The organism is Sphingobium boeckii (assembly GCF_014199215.1).
GTDB classification, from domain to species: domain Bacteria; phylum Pseudomonadota; class Alphaproteobacteria; order Sphingomonadales; family Sphingomonadaceae; genus Sphingobium_A; species Sphingobium_A boeckii.
On the sequence record NZ_JACIJC010000005.1, the window covers coordinates 485,612 to 501,389 of the forward strand.

Consider the following 15,778-nt stretch of genomic DNA (forward strand, 5'->3'; position numbering starts at 1 on the left):
ACATTCGGGGAACTTTTGCCCACTCGGCGTCGCTTTGGCAAGGCACGTTATGGGGCAAGACGCCCCCTCATGCCGCGCGCGCGCGTTCCTTGTGCATCTTGGCGATCTTTTTCAGGATCATGTCCTTCTTCAGGCGCGACAGATGATCGATGAAGAGAATGCCCTCCAGATGATCCATCTCATGCTGGAGGCAGGTCGCCAGCATTCCGTCGATCCGTTCCTCATGCGGCTTGCCGTCATAGTCCAGCCAGCGCGCGGTGAAAGCGGCGGGGCGCTCCACATCGGCATATTGATCGGGAACCGAAAGACAGCCCTCGCTATAGACTGTCATCTCGTCGGAAGGATCGAGGATTTCCGGGTTGATGAACACCAGCGGCTTGCGCACCACGGGGCCGTCTTCCTCTTCCGGCTCCTGCAGATCGATCACCAGTACGCGCTTGGCCACGCCCACCTGGATCGCCGCGAGACCAATGCCCGGTGCGTCATACATGGTATCGAACATGTCATCGATCAGCTTGCGCAGATCATCGTCCACCTTATCGACGGGGGTGGATATCACGCGGAGCCGGGGATCCGGCGTTTCGATAATGGGAAGGATGGCCATGCACCCTAATTAACGCCGGCCGGCCGATTTTTCAAGATACGGGGCGGCGTGCGCGCAGCGCCTGCGCCAGCGTGCCCTCATCGAGATAATCCAGCTCGCCGCCTACGGGAAGGCCGTGCGCTAATTGCGTGATCCGCACCGGGAAACGCTCGATCCGCTCGGCGATATAATGCGCGGTGGTCTGCCCCTCCAGCGTGGCGTTCATCGCGAGCACCACCTCGTCAATGCCGCCCACCTCGATCCGGCGAACGAGCGTATCGATTCCCAGATCTTCGGGCCGTATGCCCTCAAGCGCTGAAAGCCGCCCGCCCAGCACATGGAATTTTCCGGGGAAAAGCCGGGACCGATCCAGCGCCCAAAGGTCGGACACCTCCTCCACCACGCACAACGCCCGCGCGTCGCGGCGCGGATCGACACAGATGCCGCACGGGTTGATGGTATCGACATTGCCGCAGATCGCGCAGGATTCGAGCCGCTCATTGACGGCTTCGAGCGCGCGCAGCAGCGGCCCCATCGCCCCTTCCCTCTTCTTCAACAGATGCAACACGGCCCGCCGTGCGGATCGCGGGCCAAGACCCGGAAGCCGTGCCAGCGCCTGTGTGAGGGTTTCGATTTCGTGCGATGCCATAGCTCGTCACATAAGCACCCTGTCATTCCCGCGAAAGCGGGAAACGCTAGTACGGCGCAGCCAATCCCGCTTCTTCTTCGGATGATGCAAGGAAAAGCTGGATTCCCGCGTGCGCGGGACTGACAGATGAGAGGCGAAGGACTTGATCTCCACGGCCAAGCAGCCGAGAGAGCCGCCATGCGCATTGCCTTCATGGGAACCCCTGATTTCGCCGTCCCCACGCTCGACGCTCTCGTGGCGGCGGGCCATGAGGTCGCGGCGGTTTACAGTCAGCCGCCTCGCCCTGCAGGCCGTGGCAAGGCGTTGCGACCCTCGCCCGTCCATGCCCGCGCCGACGCGCTGGGGATTGCCGTCATGACGCCGGCCTCTCTCAAGTCGCCGGAAGAGCAGGATAAATTCGCGGCGCTCGCTCTCGATGTTGCCATTGTAGCGGCTTATGGTCTCATTCTGCCACGCGCGATCCTCGCTGCGCCAATGCAGGGTTGCCTCAATGTGCACGCCTCGCTCCTGCCGCGCTGGCGGGGTGCCGCGCCGATCCACCGCGCGATACTGGCGGGCGACGCCAGAACCGGCGTCACGATCATGGGGATGGAGGCCGGACTGGATACAGGGCCGATGCTGGCGACGGTTGAAACCGATGTGGACGGCAAGACGGCGGGTGCTTTGACGGCCGAACTGGCCGCCAAGGGTGCGGCGCTGATGGTGCAGGTTTTGGCCGATCTCTCTGCTTATCCACCCCTCGCCCAACCTGAAACGGGCGTCACTTATGCCGCAAAGATCGACAAGGCCGAGGCCCGGCTGGATTTTACCGCAGACGCCGTGGCTGCAGAGCGTCAGGTGCGCGCCTTTAATCCGGCACCGGGTGCGTTTTTCGAACTGAATGGCGAACGTATCCGCATCCTTGCCGCCGATGTCGAAACCGGATCGGGCGATGCCGGCACGGTGGTCGACAATCACCTGGGCATTGCCTGCGGTGTCGGCCTCCTCCGCCCCACGCTGGTTCAGCGCGCCGGCAAGGGCGCGATGCCCGTCGCCGATCTCCTGCGCGGCTACGCCATTCCCGCCGGCACCCGCCTCGCATGACCCGCTTTGCGCTCACCGTGGAATTTGACGGCCGCCCCTTCATGGGATGGCAGCGGCAGGCGCATGGGCCGAGCGTGCAGCAGGCAATCGAGACCGCCGCCAAATTGGTCACGGGCGAAGATGTGATCGTCAACGCCGCCGGGCGCACCGACGCAGGCGTCCACGGCCTCGCGATGCGCGCCCATCTGGACATTGAAAAGTCGCTGACGCCCTTCCGCCTGATGGAGGCATTGAACGCCTGCGTCCGTCCCCATCCGGTGGCCATCCTGGCGTGCGAGATCGTGCCGGATGACTGGCACGCGCGCTTTTCCTGCATCGGCCGCCGCTATCTCTATCGCATCGTCAACCGCCGCGCGCCGCTGACGCTGGAGGCCGGTCGCGCCTGGCGGATTCCGGCCGAACTGGATGCCGACGCCATGCACGACGCGGCCGCGGTGCTGGTGGGTCTGCATGATTTCACCACCTTTCGCTCCGCCCATTGCCAGTCCGCCAGCCCGGTCAAGACACTCGACCGGCTGGATGTGGTCCGCAGCGGCGATCGGATCGAGATCCACGCCGCGGCGCGGTCATTCCTGCATCATCAGGTGCGTTCGATGGTCGGTTGCCTGGCGCTGGTCGGCGAAGGCAAATGGAGCGCGGATGATCTTGAGGATGCGCTGGAGGCCCGGGACCGTGCGGCCCTGGGCTTCAACGCCCCGCCGGACGGGCTGTATTTCGCACGGGCTGTCTATCCGGATTGATACCACCCGCGCTCAAACGGCTCTGGAGGATTACCGCCCCAAACCGAACAGCTTTCCCAGTGACCCGTCCAGCATCATGAGCTGCCACAATAGCCGACCGTGATCGCGCCGCCCGCTTTTATGCGCCGCGGCCACGCCTTCCAGCGCGACCATATCGAACCAGCCCGATTCGGCCAGCGCGGCGCTGCGGGATATCCGCTCGGCTTCGCCCGCCAGCGGCCCGCGAAACCAGGCGCTGATCGGCGTCACGAACCCCATTTTCGGGCGATACAGCACCTCGTCGGGAAGATAGCGCGCCATGGCCTTTTTCATCAGCCATTTGCCCTCGCCACCGCGCAGCCGTAAATTCACCGGCAAGGACGCGGCGAACTGGATCAGCCGGTGATCGAGCCAAGGTTCGCGCGCCTCCAGACCAACAGCCATGCTCATCCGGTCTACCTTGGTGAGGATGTCGCCCGGCAGCCAGATCTTCAGATCGGCATATTGCGCGCGGTCCAGCGCATCGCGCCCGGGCGCGCCGCGCATGATTTCCACATAGCGCGCCTCCGCCCGGTGCCCGCGGAGTTCGCGGGGCACGTCAGCGCTGAACAGCCGCGCGCGCATCTCGGGCGGCGTGACGCCCACGGCGCGGGCGTAAGCCTCCTCGCCCGAAAGGCCCAAAGCCTGCAATGTCGCCTTGGCGCGCAGCGGGCGTGGTGCCCAGTCAGCCTTGGGATAGAATTTGCCCAGCGCGCCGAACAGCAGTTCGCGCACGGCGGCGGGGATGAACCCGCGCACCCGTTCCTCCCCCTGCTGAAAGGCATAGCGGCGATAGCCGGCGAAGGCCTCGTCCGCGCCATCGCCGGACAGCGCCACGGTCACGCTCTCGCGCGCCAGTTGACACACCCGATAGGTGGGCAGGGCCGAGGCGTCGGCAAAGGGCTCGTCGAACGCATCCACAAGCGTATCGATCAGCGCATAATCATCCACCGCCACGGCCCGCTTGCGATGATCGGTGGCGAAGCGCTGTGCCACCAGATCAGCGTAACGAGATTCGTCCAGATCACTCTGGTCGAATCCGATCGAACAGGTCTTCACCGCGCGGCTGCTCGCCTCCGCCATCAGCGCGACCACAGCCGAACTATCGACCCCGCCCGAAAGAAATGCGCCCAGCGGCACATCCGAGACCATGCGTGAAGTCACCGCCGCGCGCATCCGCTCAACCAATTCCTCTTCGAGCGCCTTTTGCGATCCCTCGGCGCGCAGCCCGAAATCGACGTCCCACCAGCGCACCGGCCGCACCATCGCCTTGCCACGCGTGATCAGCAGATAATGGCCGGCCGCCAATTTCTCCACGCCTGAAACGATACAGGCATCATCGGGCACATAGCCGAACGCCATATAATCCTCGATCGCGCGCAGATCAGGCGCGCGGCGCAGGGCAGGATCGACCAGCAGACCTTTCAGTTCGGAGGCGAAAGCCAGGCTGTCATCGGAGAGCCGCGCATAATGCAGCGGCTTTACACCCAGCCTGTCACGCGCCAGGAACAGGCTCTGCTTGTGCGCATCGAACAGCGCGAAGGCGAACATGCCGTGAAAACGGCTGAGGCAATCCACGCCCCATTGCCGCCAGCCATGCAGGATGACCTCGGTATCGCTGTGCGTGCGGAAGACATGGCCCAGTCGCTCAAGCTCGGCGCGCACCTCGGCGAAATTATAGACCTCGCCATTGTAGCTGATCGCGATCCGCCCATCCGCGCTCACCATTGGCTGCGCGCCACCGCCCAGATCGATCACCGACAGCCGCCGATGCCCCAGCCCCACGCCTGGCGCGGTCCATACGCCCGATCCATCCGGCCCGCGATGCGCCAGCACATCGCTCATCGCCGCCACCCGTGCGGGATCGACGGGCTTTGGCGTGTTCAGATGAAAGATGCCCGCAATGCCGCACATGAAGGACGCCCTATCGGGCGGTGGCACGCGCGGCAATGCCGTCCGCCAGTTTGTCCAGGGGGCCGAGCGCTGCGATGAACCGCCCGATCGCGGCATGGGCGTCGTGCCCCGGCATTTCCTCGGCCGAGACCATGATGGCCACTGCTCGCTGATCGCCGCCGGTGAGCCGGACTTTGAGTGTTGCGAGCTTCACGCGCGCCGGGCTGCCGGTCAGCACGTCGCCCGCGCGATAGAACGTCATGACTTCGCGTACCACCGGTCCGGGCGCGGTGATCCGCGCGCCTTGCCCCCCGGCGATGGAGGGCGCAGGCGATGTCCAGGCCCAGTCGCTGGCGGGATCGATCGCGCCCTGCCCATAACCCACCAGTTCGCGGCCTTCGGCCTGCCAGCCATAGACGAAGATGCCGAGATCCACCGCGTCGCCTGCGGCGTTGCGGTAGCGGCCGAACAGCCGGTGATCCGCGCCGTCGAAGCGTGGCATCCAGGGGTGCCGCGTCGAGATCGGGGCACGCTGCCAGCCCGCAAGTTCGGGCAGTTCGACAGGATAGGGCAGATCCGTGCGACCAGCCGCAGTGACCACATTCGCCCACAGCATCGGGGCCGCCACGATGGCCAGCGCCGCCAGGGCGACGGCATAAGGCCATGACGGCGGCGGCGGTGTTTCGACAGACGGGAAGCGGTGGAGAAAGGGATCGTCTGCCGCGCGATCGAAAAACGGCCATGCCGCCGCCATCACGATCGCCAGCACCAGGCCGAAGAAGATCCAGCCATAGACGATATGATCGAAGCCGGCGGCGAAATCTAAGCTGGTCGCGTGCGAGATCGCGATCGTGCCCCAGGCGCGGACCCCGTTGGCGAGGATCGATGTGGCGACCGCGAACAGCACGAAGCTGATCCGCCGTGTCCAGCTTTTGAAACAGACATTGGCGACCAGCACGGCAAAGGCGAGCATCGCGATCAGGAAATTCACCCCAGAACACGCCTCCGCCACCTCGAAATAGCCCGCCGACGTGGTGATGAACACACCATCGATGCGCGCGGGAATTCCGATCCAGCCCAGCATCGCCATGCACATTTGCGCGGTGAGCGTCTGAAGCGGGGGCACCAGTGGCTCCCCGAAGGGGATCATGAAGATCATATAGCCCAGCGGAAACATCAGCACACGCGAGACCGCGGGACCGAGCAGCGTCATGACGGCACCCTGCAGCATCATGACCAAGCCCAGATGCCGCGCCAGTGCCACCCCCGCCGCTTCGCCGAGCAGCCAGCCAAAGGCACCTGCGGCCAAGATCGCCAATGCCGCTGTCCAGCTTCGCGGCGTGATCGTGACCATCGCTTGCCGGCGCAGCCACACCAACCACCCCAGGATCGGTGGAATGAGCAGGCAATGGCCGAAGGTGGAACTGGTCCACCAGATGGAGACGAGCGCGGCGGCGTCATGAAGGAAGATGAGCAGGATGGCCGCCACCATGCCCCCGAGCAACCAGAGCTGACGCGGCCAGACGACGTTCTCCCCTCCATCCCTTGCCGGAGGGGTTGGGGGTGGCCCCTTTTTCTGCCTTCCGCGACGGGGGCTAAGAGCAGGAGGGGCCACCCCCGCCCCCTCCACGAAGGCGTGGAGGGGCGTTGCATCGTCCCTGCCTCCCGAAGCCATCACCCTATCCCCACGATCGCAGGCAATCCGCTCAGCCGCGCGTCCCAATCATAAGCCACCCGCACCTGCGCCCGCGCCGCCCGCCCCATGCTCGACGCACGATCGGGATCAGCCATCAGCCCCAGAACGGCCTTCGCTTCCGCCACCGCCCCATCCGCCACCAGCAGATCACGCCCCGCCGCGGCCTCGATCCCTTCGAACGCCGCGGTGGATGCGACCACGGGCCGTGCCATCGCCATCGCCTCCAGCACCTTATTCTGGATCCCGCGCGCGATGCCGAGCGGCGCCACCACGACGTCCGCCGCCGCCAGCCAACCGCGGACATCGGCGACTTCTCCGGTGACGATCACGCCCGGCAATGCCGCCAGAGCGGTGACGGCGGCAACGGGCTTGCGACCGACGATCGCAATGCGCGCCTTCGGCTGGGCCGCCCGGATCAGGGGCAATGTCTCGCGCGCAAAGCGGGTCACCGCGTCCACATTGGGCCGGTAATCCATCTGCCCGGTCAATACGATCAATGGCCCATCGAATGCCGGCCGATCATAAGCGCCGGCGGGATCGAAGAAGGCGGCGTCCACGCCATTTGGCAGCGCGCTGACATAATCATTGCCGCTCAAACGCCGGAACAGCGCGGCCTCAGCCTCGCTCACGAACAGATTCACATCGGCCCGCGCCGCGGTCTCCTGCTCGAATCTCGCCAGCAGACGCGCCTCGCGCGCATAAACCCGCCGCATGACCGGCCCGGCGCTCTGCGCATAACTCTTGAATTTCTGCGAATCCACATCGACGAAATCCATCACGAACCGCACATCCCCGCGATCTTGCGGCACGAATGGTGCCATCTGCGCAGAAAAACCGAAGATGCAGCCAATGTCCCGCGTGGCGAGCGTGTGGGCGACGAAGGCCCGGATTTGCGCGCTGTCGAACAGGCTGAGCGAAAATGGCCGCCCCGTCAGAACCCCCGAGGCTACGCCGCACAGGCGCGTGCGTGTCCGCTGCACAACGCAGCGCCTGGCTGCGAAGGAATCGAGCGCGTCGGCATGGGCCAGTTCTTCGGCATCATCCGCGAAGCACGCTACATGCACCGGCGCGATCTGCGCCAGCCGTTTCAGCAAATGCCAGGATCGAATCTTGTCGCCCCGATCGGGCGGCCAGGGCAGGCGATGCGCCAGAAACAGGATTTCGCGCATCAGCCCAGCCCACGGGCGATCGGCGGCCCCAGGCGATTGGCGATCCACAGCGGCAGCCTGCGCCACAGGGCGATCCTGAGCCGGTATTGCGGGTGGAGCGGATTGATTTCGCGCGGCGCGGCACCATCGGCGGTGCGCACGGCATAGCGTAACGGTTGCGGATCGAAGCCCCAGTTCTTCTTGAAGGTATAGGCTCCGCTGCCGATCTTCGATCGTCCGAAATCGAAGCGCGTGCAGCCCCGCGCGCGCGCGTGGTTCATGAGCGCATAATACATCAGATCGTTCGCGCGCCATGTTCGCGCGTCCGCCGTGCCGCCGCCCCAATAGGGCATCACCGCGCCGTTGAAATACAGGCTCAGCACGGAGGCGACCGGCTTGCCTTGTTTGAACACCGTCAAGATATCGGCCTCGGCTGCGAATGCGTCGAGCATCTCATCGAACAGCGCCCGCGGAAATACCGGTGTTCCCAGATTGCGCACGCTTTGGGCATAGACCGCATGATGCGCATCTCGGTCACCCTGTGTCGTTCCAATCTCCACGGTCAGATCGAACGCTAAAGCGCGGCGCACCTCGGCGCGCTGCTTGCGCGGAATGGCGAGCAGTTCAGCGGCGTCATCTGCGGCCAGCGCACGTGAGAAACCCGCATGGACGCCATGCGTATTCTGCCAGCGCGGATCGGCCACTTCCCCGCCGCGCAATTCCACGGTGGAGCAATGCAGCTTATCGCCCAGCGCCCAGGCGGCATCGGCAAGCTGCGCCGCCACCGCATCATCATCCGCCAAGATGCCACCACCGACTGCAAAGCCCGATGACACCAGCGCATGGCCGAACAGCCGCGACCTGATCTGCGTGAGTGGCACCAGACCGGCAATCGCGCCATTGGCCCGCTTGGCCACCAGATAATGCGCGGTCTGGCGGCATCCTGCGGCGACGGCCTTGCTCCATGCCGTCAAATGAAACGGTGTCGCCGAGTCATGCGCGCGGACGAAAGCATCGATCCGTGCACGCGTCTTGACGTCGTCCAGATCGGCCCGTGCGATATCGACAAGGGGATGGCGCAGCGGGGCGTTCATCCCAGCCGCGCCGCTTCCGCCGCCGCGACGGCATCGGTGCGCCCCCAGCGAAATTCTACGAACAACCGCTCCAGCCGTGCCTCCATGGTGCCAAGGCGGCTGTAATGGCGCAGCTTCGATCGGATGGGGGCTGCACCCACGCGCGGCTGCGCAGGATCGATCTCCCAAGGATGGAAATAGAAGATGGCGGGGCGCTTGGCGGCGTCATTGGCCTGCCTGATCGCCCAGCTTGAAAAGCGATAGGGCAGCAGTCGAAAGAAGCCGCCCCCCCCCGCCGCCAATGTCCGTCCGGCGATCCGCGCCGTCGTCACCGGCAATTCGATCAGCGCACTGCCCTTCACCGGACGAAAGGCGAAGCGCGGCGCATCGGGCCAGCCATAATGATCGTGCACGATCGGCGCGACGCTGGAGGAATAGGCATAGCCCTCCGCCGCCAAGATCTCATGCGCCCAGGGCGTCCGCGCGTCGATCGAGAAGCTCGGCGCGCGATAGCCCGTCACGCGCTGGCCGGATAGCTGCTCGAGCAATGTGCGGGTGCGCGCGATATCGGCCCGGAACGCCGTCGGCGTCAGCGCGGAGACCCTTTTGTGGTCCCAGCCATGGCTGGCGATCTCATGCCCCGCTTCCGCGATCCGGCGGATCAGCGCGGGATGACGCTCCGCCACCCAGCCCAGCGTGAAGAAAGTCGCCTTGACTTCGGCACGCTTGAAAAGGGCGAGCACCGCATCGCTGTTGCGCGTCACGCGAGACTCCAGACCATCCCAGTCATCGCGCGCGATCGTCTTTTCAAACGCACCGACCTGAAACCAATCCTCTATGTCTACCGAGAGCGCGTTGCGCATGATCGTCCCGCCCCTTCGCGGTTCAGATGCTCCGGATCGAATGACGATCGGGCTTGTCCCGGTCTCCATCCACCCAGTCCACCAGCAACGTCAGGATCCGGCGGATCGCCGCATCCTGCTCTTCCAGTCGCGATTCCATGAGCGCGATGCGGGCCTTGAGCGATTGCTCCACTGCCTGTGCCGCTTCATCGGCGGCCGCAGGCAGCGGCTTGGGCGCGAGCCGCACCACCGGCTCCGGCGCGGCGGGTTGCGGTTTGGCCACGACATCCGGTTCGTCGCCCTGCATGTCCGCGATCACCGCCGCCACGTCGGCACCATCGATCACGGCGAGTTGCTCGATCGAACCCAGCAGCAGCACCCGGCTCGCCAGCGCGTTCAGCCGGCGCGGCACCCCCTCGCTGTGGCGATACATGGCGGCAAAGGCTTCGGGCGTAAAAATGGGATTGCGTGCCCATCCCACCAGCGAAAGCCGGTGCACGATATAGGGTTCGATCTCGTCCGCGGTCATCGGCTCCAGATGATGCGTCGCGATCACGCGCTGGCGCAATTGCTCCAGCCGCTCGGTGCCATGAAGTCGCTCGCGGAATTCAGGCTGCCCCAGCAGGAATATCTGCAGCAGCGCCTGCCCGCCGGCCTGGAAATTGGAGAGCATCCGCAGCTCCTCCAGCGCCGATACCGGCAGATTCTGCGCCTCGTCCACGATCAGCAGCGTGCGCTTGCCGCTGCGCGACTGTTCGCCCAGCATCCGCTCCACCCGCTCCAGGATCTGCGCCTTTTCCAGCCCGTCGGTGGAAAGCCCCATGCCCTGCGCCGCCATGCGGAGCATGTCGTCGCCCTCGATCTGGGTGGAGACGATCTTGATCGCGGTCAGCCGCGACGCATCGATCGTCGCCATCAGATGGCCGACCAAAGTGGTCTTGCCCGTGCCGATGTCGCCGGTGATGACGATGAACCCTTCGCCCTGCGCCAGACCATAGCCGAGGTAGGCCATCGCCTTGCGATGCGTGGCGCTGTCGAAATAGAAGCGCGGATCGGGCGTGAGCTGAAAAGGACGCCCGCTCAGGCCATAATGATCGTCATACATGTGCATTCTCCACGGCCGTCACCGTATCGTCTCCCTCAGAAATCATAGCGCAACCCGGCCAGCCCCGCCGCCGTCAGGCTCGAATCGAACCCTTCGACGTCGCTTGAATACAGGCCGGCGGAGAGCGAGCCGGTCAGCCGCGGCAGGAACGTCCGGTAATAGGAGCCGGTAACCCCCGCCGCGGTCACGCTGGGTGCGCCCGCGATGCCGCTGTCGAAATGGTTGAGATAGACATTGCCATCCACGCTGGAGACGCTGTCGATCGCATAACCGACATAGCCTTCGGCGGAATAGCTTTCGTCCCTCACGCCATCCACGCTGAAAAAGCCCGCGATCCGCGGTGCGACATAGGCGCGCCGTGCATAGCCGATTCCAGCGCCCAGCGAGAGCGGTCCGCGCGAGGCTGAATAGACCGCGTTGATGCCGCGCGCGCGGAAATTGGCGGTGCTGATCGACTGAAACGCATCATTGAGACAGCCGCCCGCCCCCGCATCGCCAAACACGCAGCCGCCAAAGCCTTCGGTGAGCGGGTTGCGGGGCGGTTGGAAACTGGTCGGCAGCCGCGCAACATTGTCGCCCAGCAGCCGGCCGAAGCTCTGGATGCCGTCATAGACCGAGATGCGGATCGCCGATGCAGGGCTCAATTGATGGCTGAAGGAGCCGATATAGGTCGTGCTGCCATAACGCTTGCCCACCCGCGCCTCAAGCTGGGTGCGGCGGCTGGGTTTCCACAGAATCCCCGCATCCCAGATCAACCCGTCCGTGTCATAGGCCAGCAGACGCGGCGAAGATTTATCCGTGACGAACCGCCCGTCATTATCGACAATCGGAACACCGTTCAGATCGCGCACGGCATCGCGCTGGCTGATCTCGATATCTTCATAGCCCACGCCGCCGACCAGCGCGAGCGTGCGACTGACCGGCAGCGTGACATCCGCGCGGACGAACTTGCCGTCATAGCGCTGATCGAGTTGTCCGGCATCCTCGCGCTCCCAAGCACCGCTGACGCCCCAGCCAAAGGGCAGCCCGGTCGCGCCCGGTGCCATGCCGACGCTCGCGGTGGCGAACTGGCTCACCGAATCGTCATAGAAATCGAGGCGTTCCTGGCCGGCCGGCAAAAACACCGGCGCGCTTTGCTCCACCTTGGTATAGCCAAGCCGGTAGGCCGCGGTAACGTCGAGCGCGCCCGCCCGCGTGGTCAGCGTCGGCCCGGCATAAACCGCATAGACCTGTGATACATTGTCGATCCTGCCAGCGCCGAGCAAGGGCGCAGCGCCGCGGATATCGGTGCGCGCGCGGGTCGCAATGGCGCCGGCCTCCACGTTCAGGAGGTTCGGCACGATCTTGACCTCGGCGCGCGCCAGCCCGCTGTGGACGTCGCTATCGCCCACATCCTTGCGGTAATCGATCCGCCGTTCGTAACGATAGCTGATCTGCGCCTGCGCACGCCGGTTCTGAACCGAAGCGTCCACGCCGGCCGCGATCATGCTGTAGGTCAGCAATTCGCCGCCATCGTCCAGTTCCGCGATCAGCACCTGACCCACCTCGATATAAGGCGATATCTCCGTGCGGTTCTTGGCCAGCGCTGGTGCGCCCGCCGTCATGACGGCGACGAGGCCACACAGGGCGCGCAGGATGGAAGACAGCCGCATCTCAGTCGCCATAGCCATAATAAGCACCGAACCGCCGCCCGCCCGCCGCCATCTGCACGCCGTTCAGCAGCAACTGGATCGTCTCGCAGCCGGACAGCAGGCCGATGGCGTCGCGCAGATCGGATTCGCTGGTCTGGTCCGCACGCACCACCATCAGCACCTGCCCCGCGTGCAGCGCGAGCACCGAGGCCGGCGACGCCGCCAGCGCCGGTGGGGAATCGATGATCACGATCCGCGCGGGATCGTGCGCCAGCAGGCTTTCGAGCACCGCCTGGGTATGCGCCGACGCCAGTTGTTCGGTATCATTATGGGTCTGACGTCCCGCGGGCAGCACCGAGAGCCCCGGTATATCGGTGCGGATCACGCAACGCTCCACATCCAGCGCAGGATCGGCGAGCGCATCCATCAGCCCCGGCCCCGTTTCAAGACCCAGGATGGCCGGAATTTCGGGCTTGGCGAAGTCACCGTCGACCAGCAACACGTCGACATCCTTTTCCGCCGCGATCGACAGCGCCAGATTGATCGCGCAAAAGGTCTTGCCCTCATTGGGCTGCGCCGAGCAGACGAGGATCATGCGACCCTTCGGAAGCGGGCCGGCGGCATCGCCCCGCGCGGCGATCAGCAATTGCCGCTTGGCGATCCTGAATTCCTCGCTCAGCGCGCTCACCGGCGCGTCGGGCACGATGAACCCGGCTTCGGCCAACGCTTCGCGATCGATATGCCCCGTGCGATCGGCCTTGGGTGCGGGAACCGGAACCGCCTCCGGCTTCGCCAGCGTGAACGGCACTGGCGTCATCGGGACCCATCTTGGGGCCACGCTTTCCATCCGCACCGGCGGCGCGACGGCGATTGGCGCGGGCTGGGCCTCGACTGGAGGAATCTCGGCTTCCGGCGTAGCTGCGGGCGGTGCAAACAATTTTTGAAAATCATAGGCTTCGGCCGCGCGTTCCAGCAGCGAGCCCCGCGCCTTCAATGATGTGTGCTTGTTCATCCCCGCCCCCTCACGCGACCATGCCGCGCTGCACGAATTCGACGAGCAGCAGCAAAGCGAACACACCCGCCAGGCTCCCCAACCCGCCGGCGAACCATAGATTGCGCTTGCGCTGCTCATCGCGCTCGGCCGTGGTCAGCACGGTGCTGATCGATCCGATCACCGGCAACCCGCTGGCTTTTTCCAGCCGCTGCGCCGTGGGATAGGTGGTGTTGAGCTGCCCCTTGACGAACGCCGTCGCCGCGCCCGCGCCAATCCCCAGCACCAGCACGAGCGCCAGCAGCAAAGGCCGGTTCGGCGCGGTCGGAATGCGCGGGCTTGAGGGCGGATCGATCACGCGGAATTTCACCGCGTCGGTATCGCTCTGCACATCGCCGCGCAGACGGACATCCTCGCGATCCTGGAAAATCTTGTCATGTTGCGCCTTCAGCACATCATAATTGCGGCTGATCTGCGCCTGTTCGGCCACGATGCCGGGTTCGGCGGTCTGCTTGGCGACGATCTGCGCCAATTCGCTTTGAAGCTGGTTCTTGCGCGCGTTCAATGCGGCGACATTGGCCTGTTTTTCGGCCTGTATGGTGCGAAGCGAATACCACATCGGGTTCTGCGCGCCACCGCCGCCGCTCTTGCGTTCGCCAGCCGCCGCCGCGCGCGCCGCGCCAAGCTGATTGCGCAGCGCGATCACATCGGGATGATTGTCGGTCCAGCCTTTGGAGCGCGCATCGGCCAATTGCCCCTCGATCGTCGCCAGACGCGCGCCCGCCGGGCCGGTATAGGCCGCGCCGGGCTCGCTCGCGGGCGTCGCCGCCATCTGTCCGTTCACCGTTCCGAGCGCGCTCTGCGCCGCGGCGAGGTTCGAATCCACCTGCACCAATTCGGCGCGCGCCGCGCTCATCCGATCACTCACCGATCCGGTGCCGGGCAGCAGGTCCATGAACTGCTGATCGAACGCCATGCGCTTCTGCTCGGCCTCCTGAAGCTGCTTTTCGCGCTGGGCGAGCTGCGTATCGAGGAAGCGCAGCGTCTGCGCGGTGTCGTTGCGATTGCCCGTGATATTCTCCTCGACGAAGATATCGATCAGCTTTTGCACCACATCATGAGACAGTCTGGCATTGTCGGCGTCGGACAGGCCCGGCATCGCAACGGCTGCGGTGATCGTGAACAGATTGTCCTGCAGCGAATCCACGCGGATCCCTTCGGCCAGCTTGGTCACCATCTCGGCCACATCGCGATCGCTCGCTACATGATGAGCGAGGTCGGTGCCGCGCACCACCTTCTCCAGATTGACCCCGGAACCCAGCGTCTGGCGAACCCGGTCCACCTCCTGCTGTTGCTGCACCGGGGTGATCCCAATCGAATCCGGCAGGATCGGGCGCTGCACGAAGATGCGCGCCTGCGATTCATAGGCATTGGGGATCATCGAGACGATCAGCCAGCCGGCCAGGCACACCGCCCAGCCTACCGCCAGCGCCAGCCAGCGGCGTTGCCAGATCCCGTGGAGCACGATCCGGAACTCGTCATACAGACCGTTCATCGATCAGAATGCGCTTTCGGGAATGATGATCACATCGCCCGGCTCAAGCCGCACATTGGATCTGGAATCGCCATCCTTCAGCAATTTGCCGATCCGCAGCGAATATTCCTTCTGTGCGCCCACCGCCTTGTCGAACCGGATCAGCCGCGCGCGGTTTCCGGCGGCATATTCGGACAGACCTCCCACAGCGATCATCGCGTCCAGCAGCGTCATGTTGGCGCGATAGGGGATGGAGGCGGGTTTCTCTGTGGCGCCGACGATGCGCACCTGCTGCGAAAACGTGCCCGAAAAATTGTCCACGATGACGGACACCAACGGATCCTTGATATATTCGGACAGCGCGATCTTCAGATCAGCGGAGAGCATCGCCGGGGTCTTGCCGACAGCGGGCATATCCGTGATCAGCGGGGTGGTGATGCGGCCATCGGGACGGACCTGGACCTTCGCGCCCAATTCGGGATTGCGCCAGACGAAGATGGTGAGCTGATCCAGCGGTCCGATCAGATAATCCTCGCCCGGACCTTCCTGCAGCGAAACGAATTGCGCGGGGGGCAATTGCGGGCTGTTTCCGCCCGAAGCGCAGCCCGACAGGCTGATCGCCGCAAGGCTCGTCCCGAGCAGCAGCTTCGAAATCCCCGTTTTCAAACGCATCGCCTCACACCTTCTCGCGCGCCCGCCCGTGCCGGATCGCGCAGAAAATGCGGAGGCGCGGCGGGCAGAGTCTCCAGCGCGCTATCGCGGAAATAGGTGAAAATAGTGTTAGGATGGGCC

14 protein-coding genes are annotated in these 15,778 nt (G+C 65.0%); 2 read left to right on the forward strand and 12 right to left on the reverse strand.

Going from position 1 to position 15,778, the window contains the following annotated elements; all coding sequences use genetic code 11:
- Positions 1–67 precede the first annotated feature (67 nt).
- Together def and recR are read right to left on the reverse strand one after the other, a co-directional pair.
- A complete protein-coding gene (gene def / locus FHS49_RS16880; protein WP_184020796.1) occupies positions 68–604 on the reverse strand; it encodes a peptide deformylase in 537 nt (178 codons plus the stop codon).
- Between the two features lie 31 nt (positions 605–635).
- Complete coding sequence (recR, locus tag FHS49_RS16885; RefSeq protein WP_184020798.1) at positions 636–1,232, reverse strand: recombination mediator RecR; 597 nt, start codon at positions 1,230–1,232, stop codon at positions 636–638.
- A 177-nt stretch (positions 1,233–1,409) separates the two neighbouring features.
- Here recR and fmt point away from each other — a divergent pair, with 177 nt between their 5' ends.
- Positions 1,410–2,315 (forward strand): methionyl-tRNA formyltransferase, encoded by a 906-nt coding sequence (gene fmt / locus FHS49_RS16890; protein WP_184020800.1) that lies wholly within the window; start codon positions 1,410–1,412, stop codon positions 2,313–2,315.
- The gene (gene truA, locus FHS49_RS16895; protein ID WP_184020802.1) at positions 2,312–3,055 is read left to right on the forward strand and encodes a tRNA pseudouridine(38-40) synthase TruA; all 744 of its coding nucleotides are present in this window, start codon (positions 2,312–2,314) and stop codon (positions 3,053–3,055) included. The genes fmt and truA overlap by 4 nt, the downstream gene beginning before the upstream one ends.
- Before the next feature lie 30 nt (positions 3,056–3,085).
- Here the strand turns inward: truA and FHS49_RS16900 are convergent, their stop codons facing one another.
- From FHS49_RS16900 to FHS49_RS16945, 10 genes are all read right to left on the reverse strand, one after another.
- Positions 3,086–4,987 (reverse strand): XrtA/PEP-CTERM system amidotransferase, encoded by a 1,902-nt coding sequence (locus tag FHS49_RS16900; protein ID WP_184020804.1) that lies wholly within the window; start codon positions 4,985–4,987, stop codon positions 3,086–3,088.
- A 10-nt stretch (positions 4,988–4,997) separates the two neighbouring features.
- Positions 4,998–6,458, reverse strand: coding sequence for an exosortase A (gene xrtA, locus FHS49_RS16905; protein WP_246350877.1), 1,461 nt, complete (start codon positions 6,456–6,458; stop codon positions 4,998–5,000).
- Positions 6,459–6,640: 182 nt separating this feature from the next.
- Positions 6,641–7,834 carry a TIGR03087 family PEP-CTERM/XrtA system glycosyltransferase gene (locus FHS49_RS16910; RefSeq protein ID WP_184021257.1) on the reverse strand — a complete coding sequence of 398 codons (1,194 nt, stop codon included), beginning with the start codon at positions 7,832–7,834 and terminating at the stop codon, positions 6,641–6,643.
- A complete protein-coding gene (locus FHS49_RS16915) occupies positions 7,831–8,904 on the reverse strand; it encodes a FemAB family XrtA/PEP-CTERM system-associated protein (protein WP_184020808.1) in 1,074 nt (357 codons plus the stop codon). Before FHS49_RS16915 ends, FHS49_RS16910 begins: the two co-directional genes overlap by 4 nt.
- A complete protein-coding gene (locus FHS49_RS16920; protein WP_184020810.1) occupies positions 8,901–9,746 on the reverse strand; it encodes an XrtA system polysaccharide deacetylase in 846 nt (281 codons plus the stop codon). The genes FHS49_RS16915 and FHS49_RS16920 overlap by 4 nt, the downstream gene beginning before the upstream one ends.
- 22 nt (positions 9,747–9,768) lie before the next feature.
- On the reverse strand, positions 9,769–10,830 hold the full coding sequence (locus FHS49_RS16925; protein WP_184020812.1) for an XrtA/PEP-CTERM system-associated ATPase: 1,062 nt from the start codon (positions 10,828–10,830) through the stop codon (positions 9,769–9,771).
- A gap of 35 nt (positions 10,831–10,865) precedes the next feature.
- Positions 10,866–12,500 (reverse strand): BRCT domain-containing protein, encoded by a 1,635-nt coding sequence (locus FHS49_RS16930; RefSeq protein ID WP_246350880.1) that lies wholly within the window; start codon positions 12,498–12,500, stop codon positions 10,866–10,868.
- Positions 12,484–13,473, reverse strand: coding sequence for an AAA family ATPase (locus tag FHS49_RS16935; protein ID WP_184020814.1), 990 nt, complete (start codon positions 13,471–13,473; stop codon positions 12,484–12,486). Before FHS49_RS16935 ends, FHS49_RS16930 begins: the two co-directional genes overlap by 17 nt.
- A 10-nt stretch (positions 13,474–13,483) precedes the next feature.
- Entirely contained in the window at positions 13,484–15,007 is a 1,524-nt protein-coding gene (locus tag FHS49_RS16940; protein ID WP_184020816.1) for an XrtA system polysaccharide chain length determinant, read from the reverse strand.
- Positions 15,008–15,010: 3 nt separating this feature from the next.
- Positions 15,011–15,658, reverse strand: coding sequence for an XrtA/PEP-CTERM system exopolysaccharide export protein (locus FHS49_RS16945; protein WP_184020818.1), 648 nt, complete (start codon positions 15,656–15,658; stop codon positions 15,011–15,013).
- Between the last annotated feature and the right edge of the window lie 120 nt (positions 15,659–15,778).

Bases quoted from the DNA above. Each gene is read 5' to 3' on its own strand.
- xrtA (WP_246350877.1), bottom strand. From the start codon at position 6,458: ATGGTGGCGGCCATCCTGCTCATCTTCCTTCATGACGCCGCCGCGCTC.
- FHS49_RS16930 (WP_246350880.1), bottom strand. From the start codon at position 12,500: ATGGCTATGGCGACTGAGATGCGGCTGTCTTCCATCCTGCGCGCCCTG.
- recR (WP_184020798.1), bottom strand. From the start codon at position 1,232: ATGGCATCGCACGAAATCGAAACCCTCACACAGGCGCTGGCACGGCTT.
- FHS49_RS16900 (WP_184020804.1), bottom strand. From the start codon at position 4,987: ATGTGCGGCATTGCGGGCATCTTTCATCTGAACACGCCAAAGCCCGTC.
- truA (WP_184020802.1), top strand. From the start codon at position 2,312: ATGACCCGCTTTGCGCTCACCGTGGAATTTGACGGCCGCCCCTTCATG.
- FHS49_RS16920 (WP_184020810.1), bottom strand. From the start codon at position 9,746: ATGCGCAACGCGCTCTCGGTAGACATAGAGGATTGGTTTCAGGTCGGT.
- FHS49_RS16945 (WP_184020818.1), bottom strand. From the start codon at position 15,658: ATGCGTTTGAAAACGGGGATTTCGAAGCTGCTGCTCGGGACGAGCCTT.
- def (WP_184020796.1), bottom strand. From the start codon at position 604: ATGGCCATCCTTCCCATTATCGAAACGCCGGATCCCCGGCTCCGCGTG.
- FHS49_RS16940 (WP_184020816.1), bottom strand. From the start codon at position 15,007: ATGAACGGTCTGTATGACGAGTTCCGGATCGTGCTCCACGGGATCTGG.
- fmt (WP_184020800.1), top strand. From the start codon at position 1,410: ATGCGCATTGCCTTCATGGGAACCCCTGATTTCGCCGTCCCCACGCTC.
- FHS49_RS16925 (WP_184020812.1), bottom strand. From the start codon at position 10,830: ATGTATGACGATCATTATGGCCTGAGCGGGCGTCCTTTTCAGCTCACG.
- FHS49_RS16935 (WP_184020814.1), bottom strand. From the start codon at position 13,473: ATGAACAAGCACACATCATTGAAGGCGCGGGGCTCGCTGCTGGAACGC.
- FHS49_RS16915 (WP_184020808.1), bottom strand. From the start codon at position 8,904: ATGAACGCCCCGCTGCGCCATCCCCTTGTCGATATCGCACGGGCCGAT.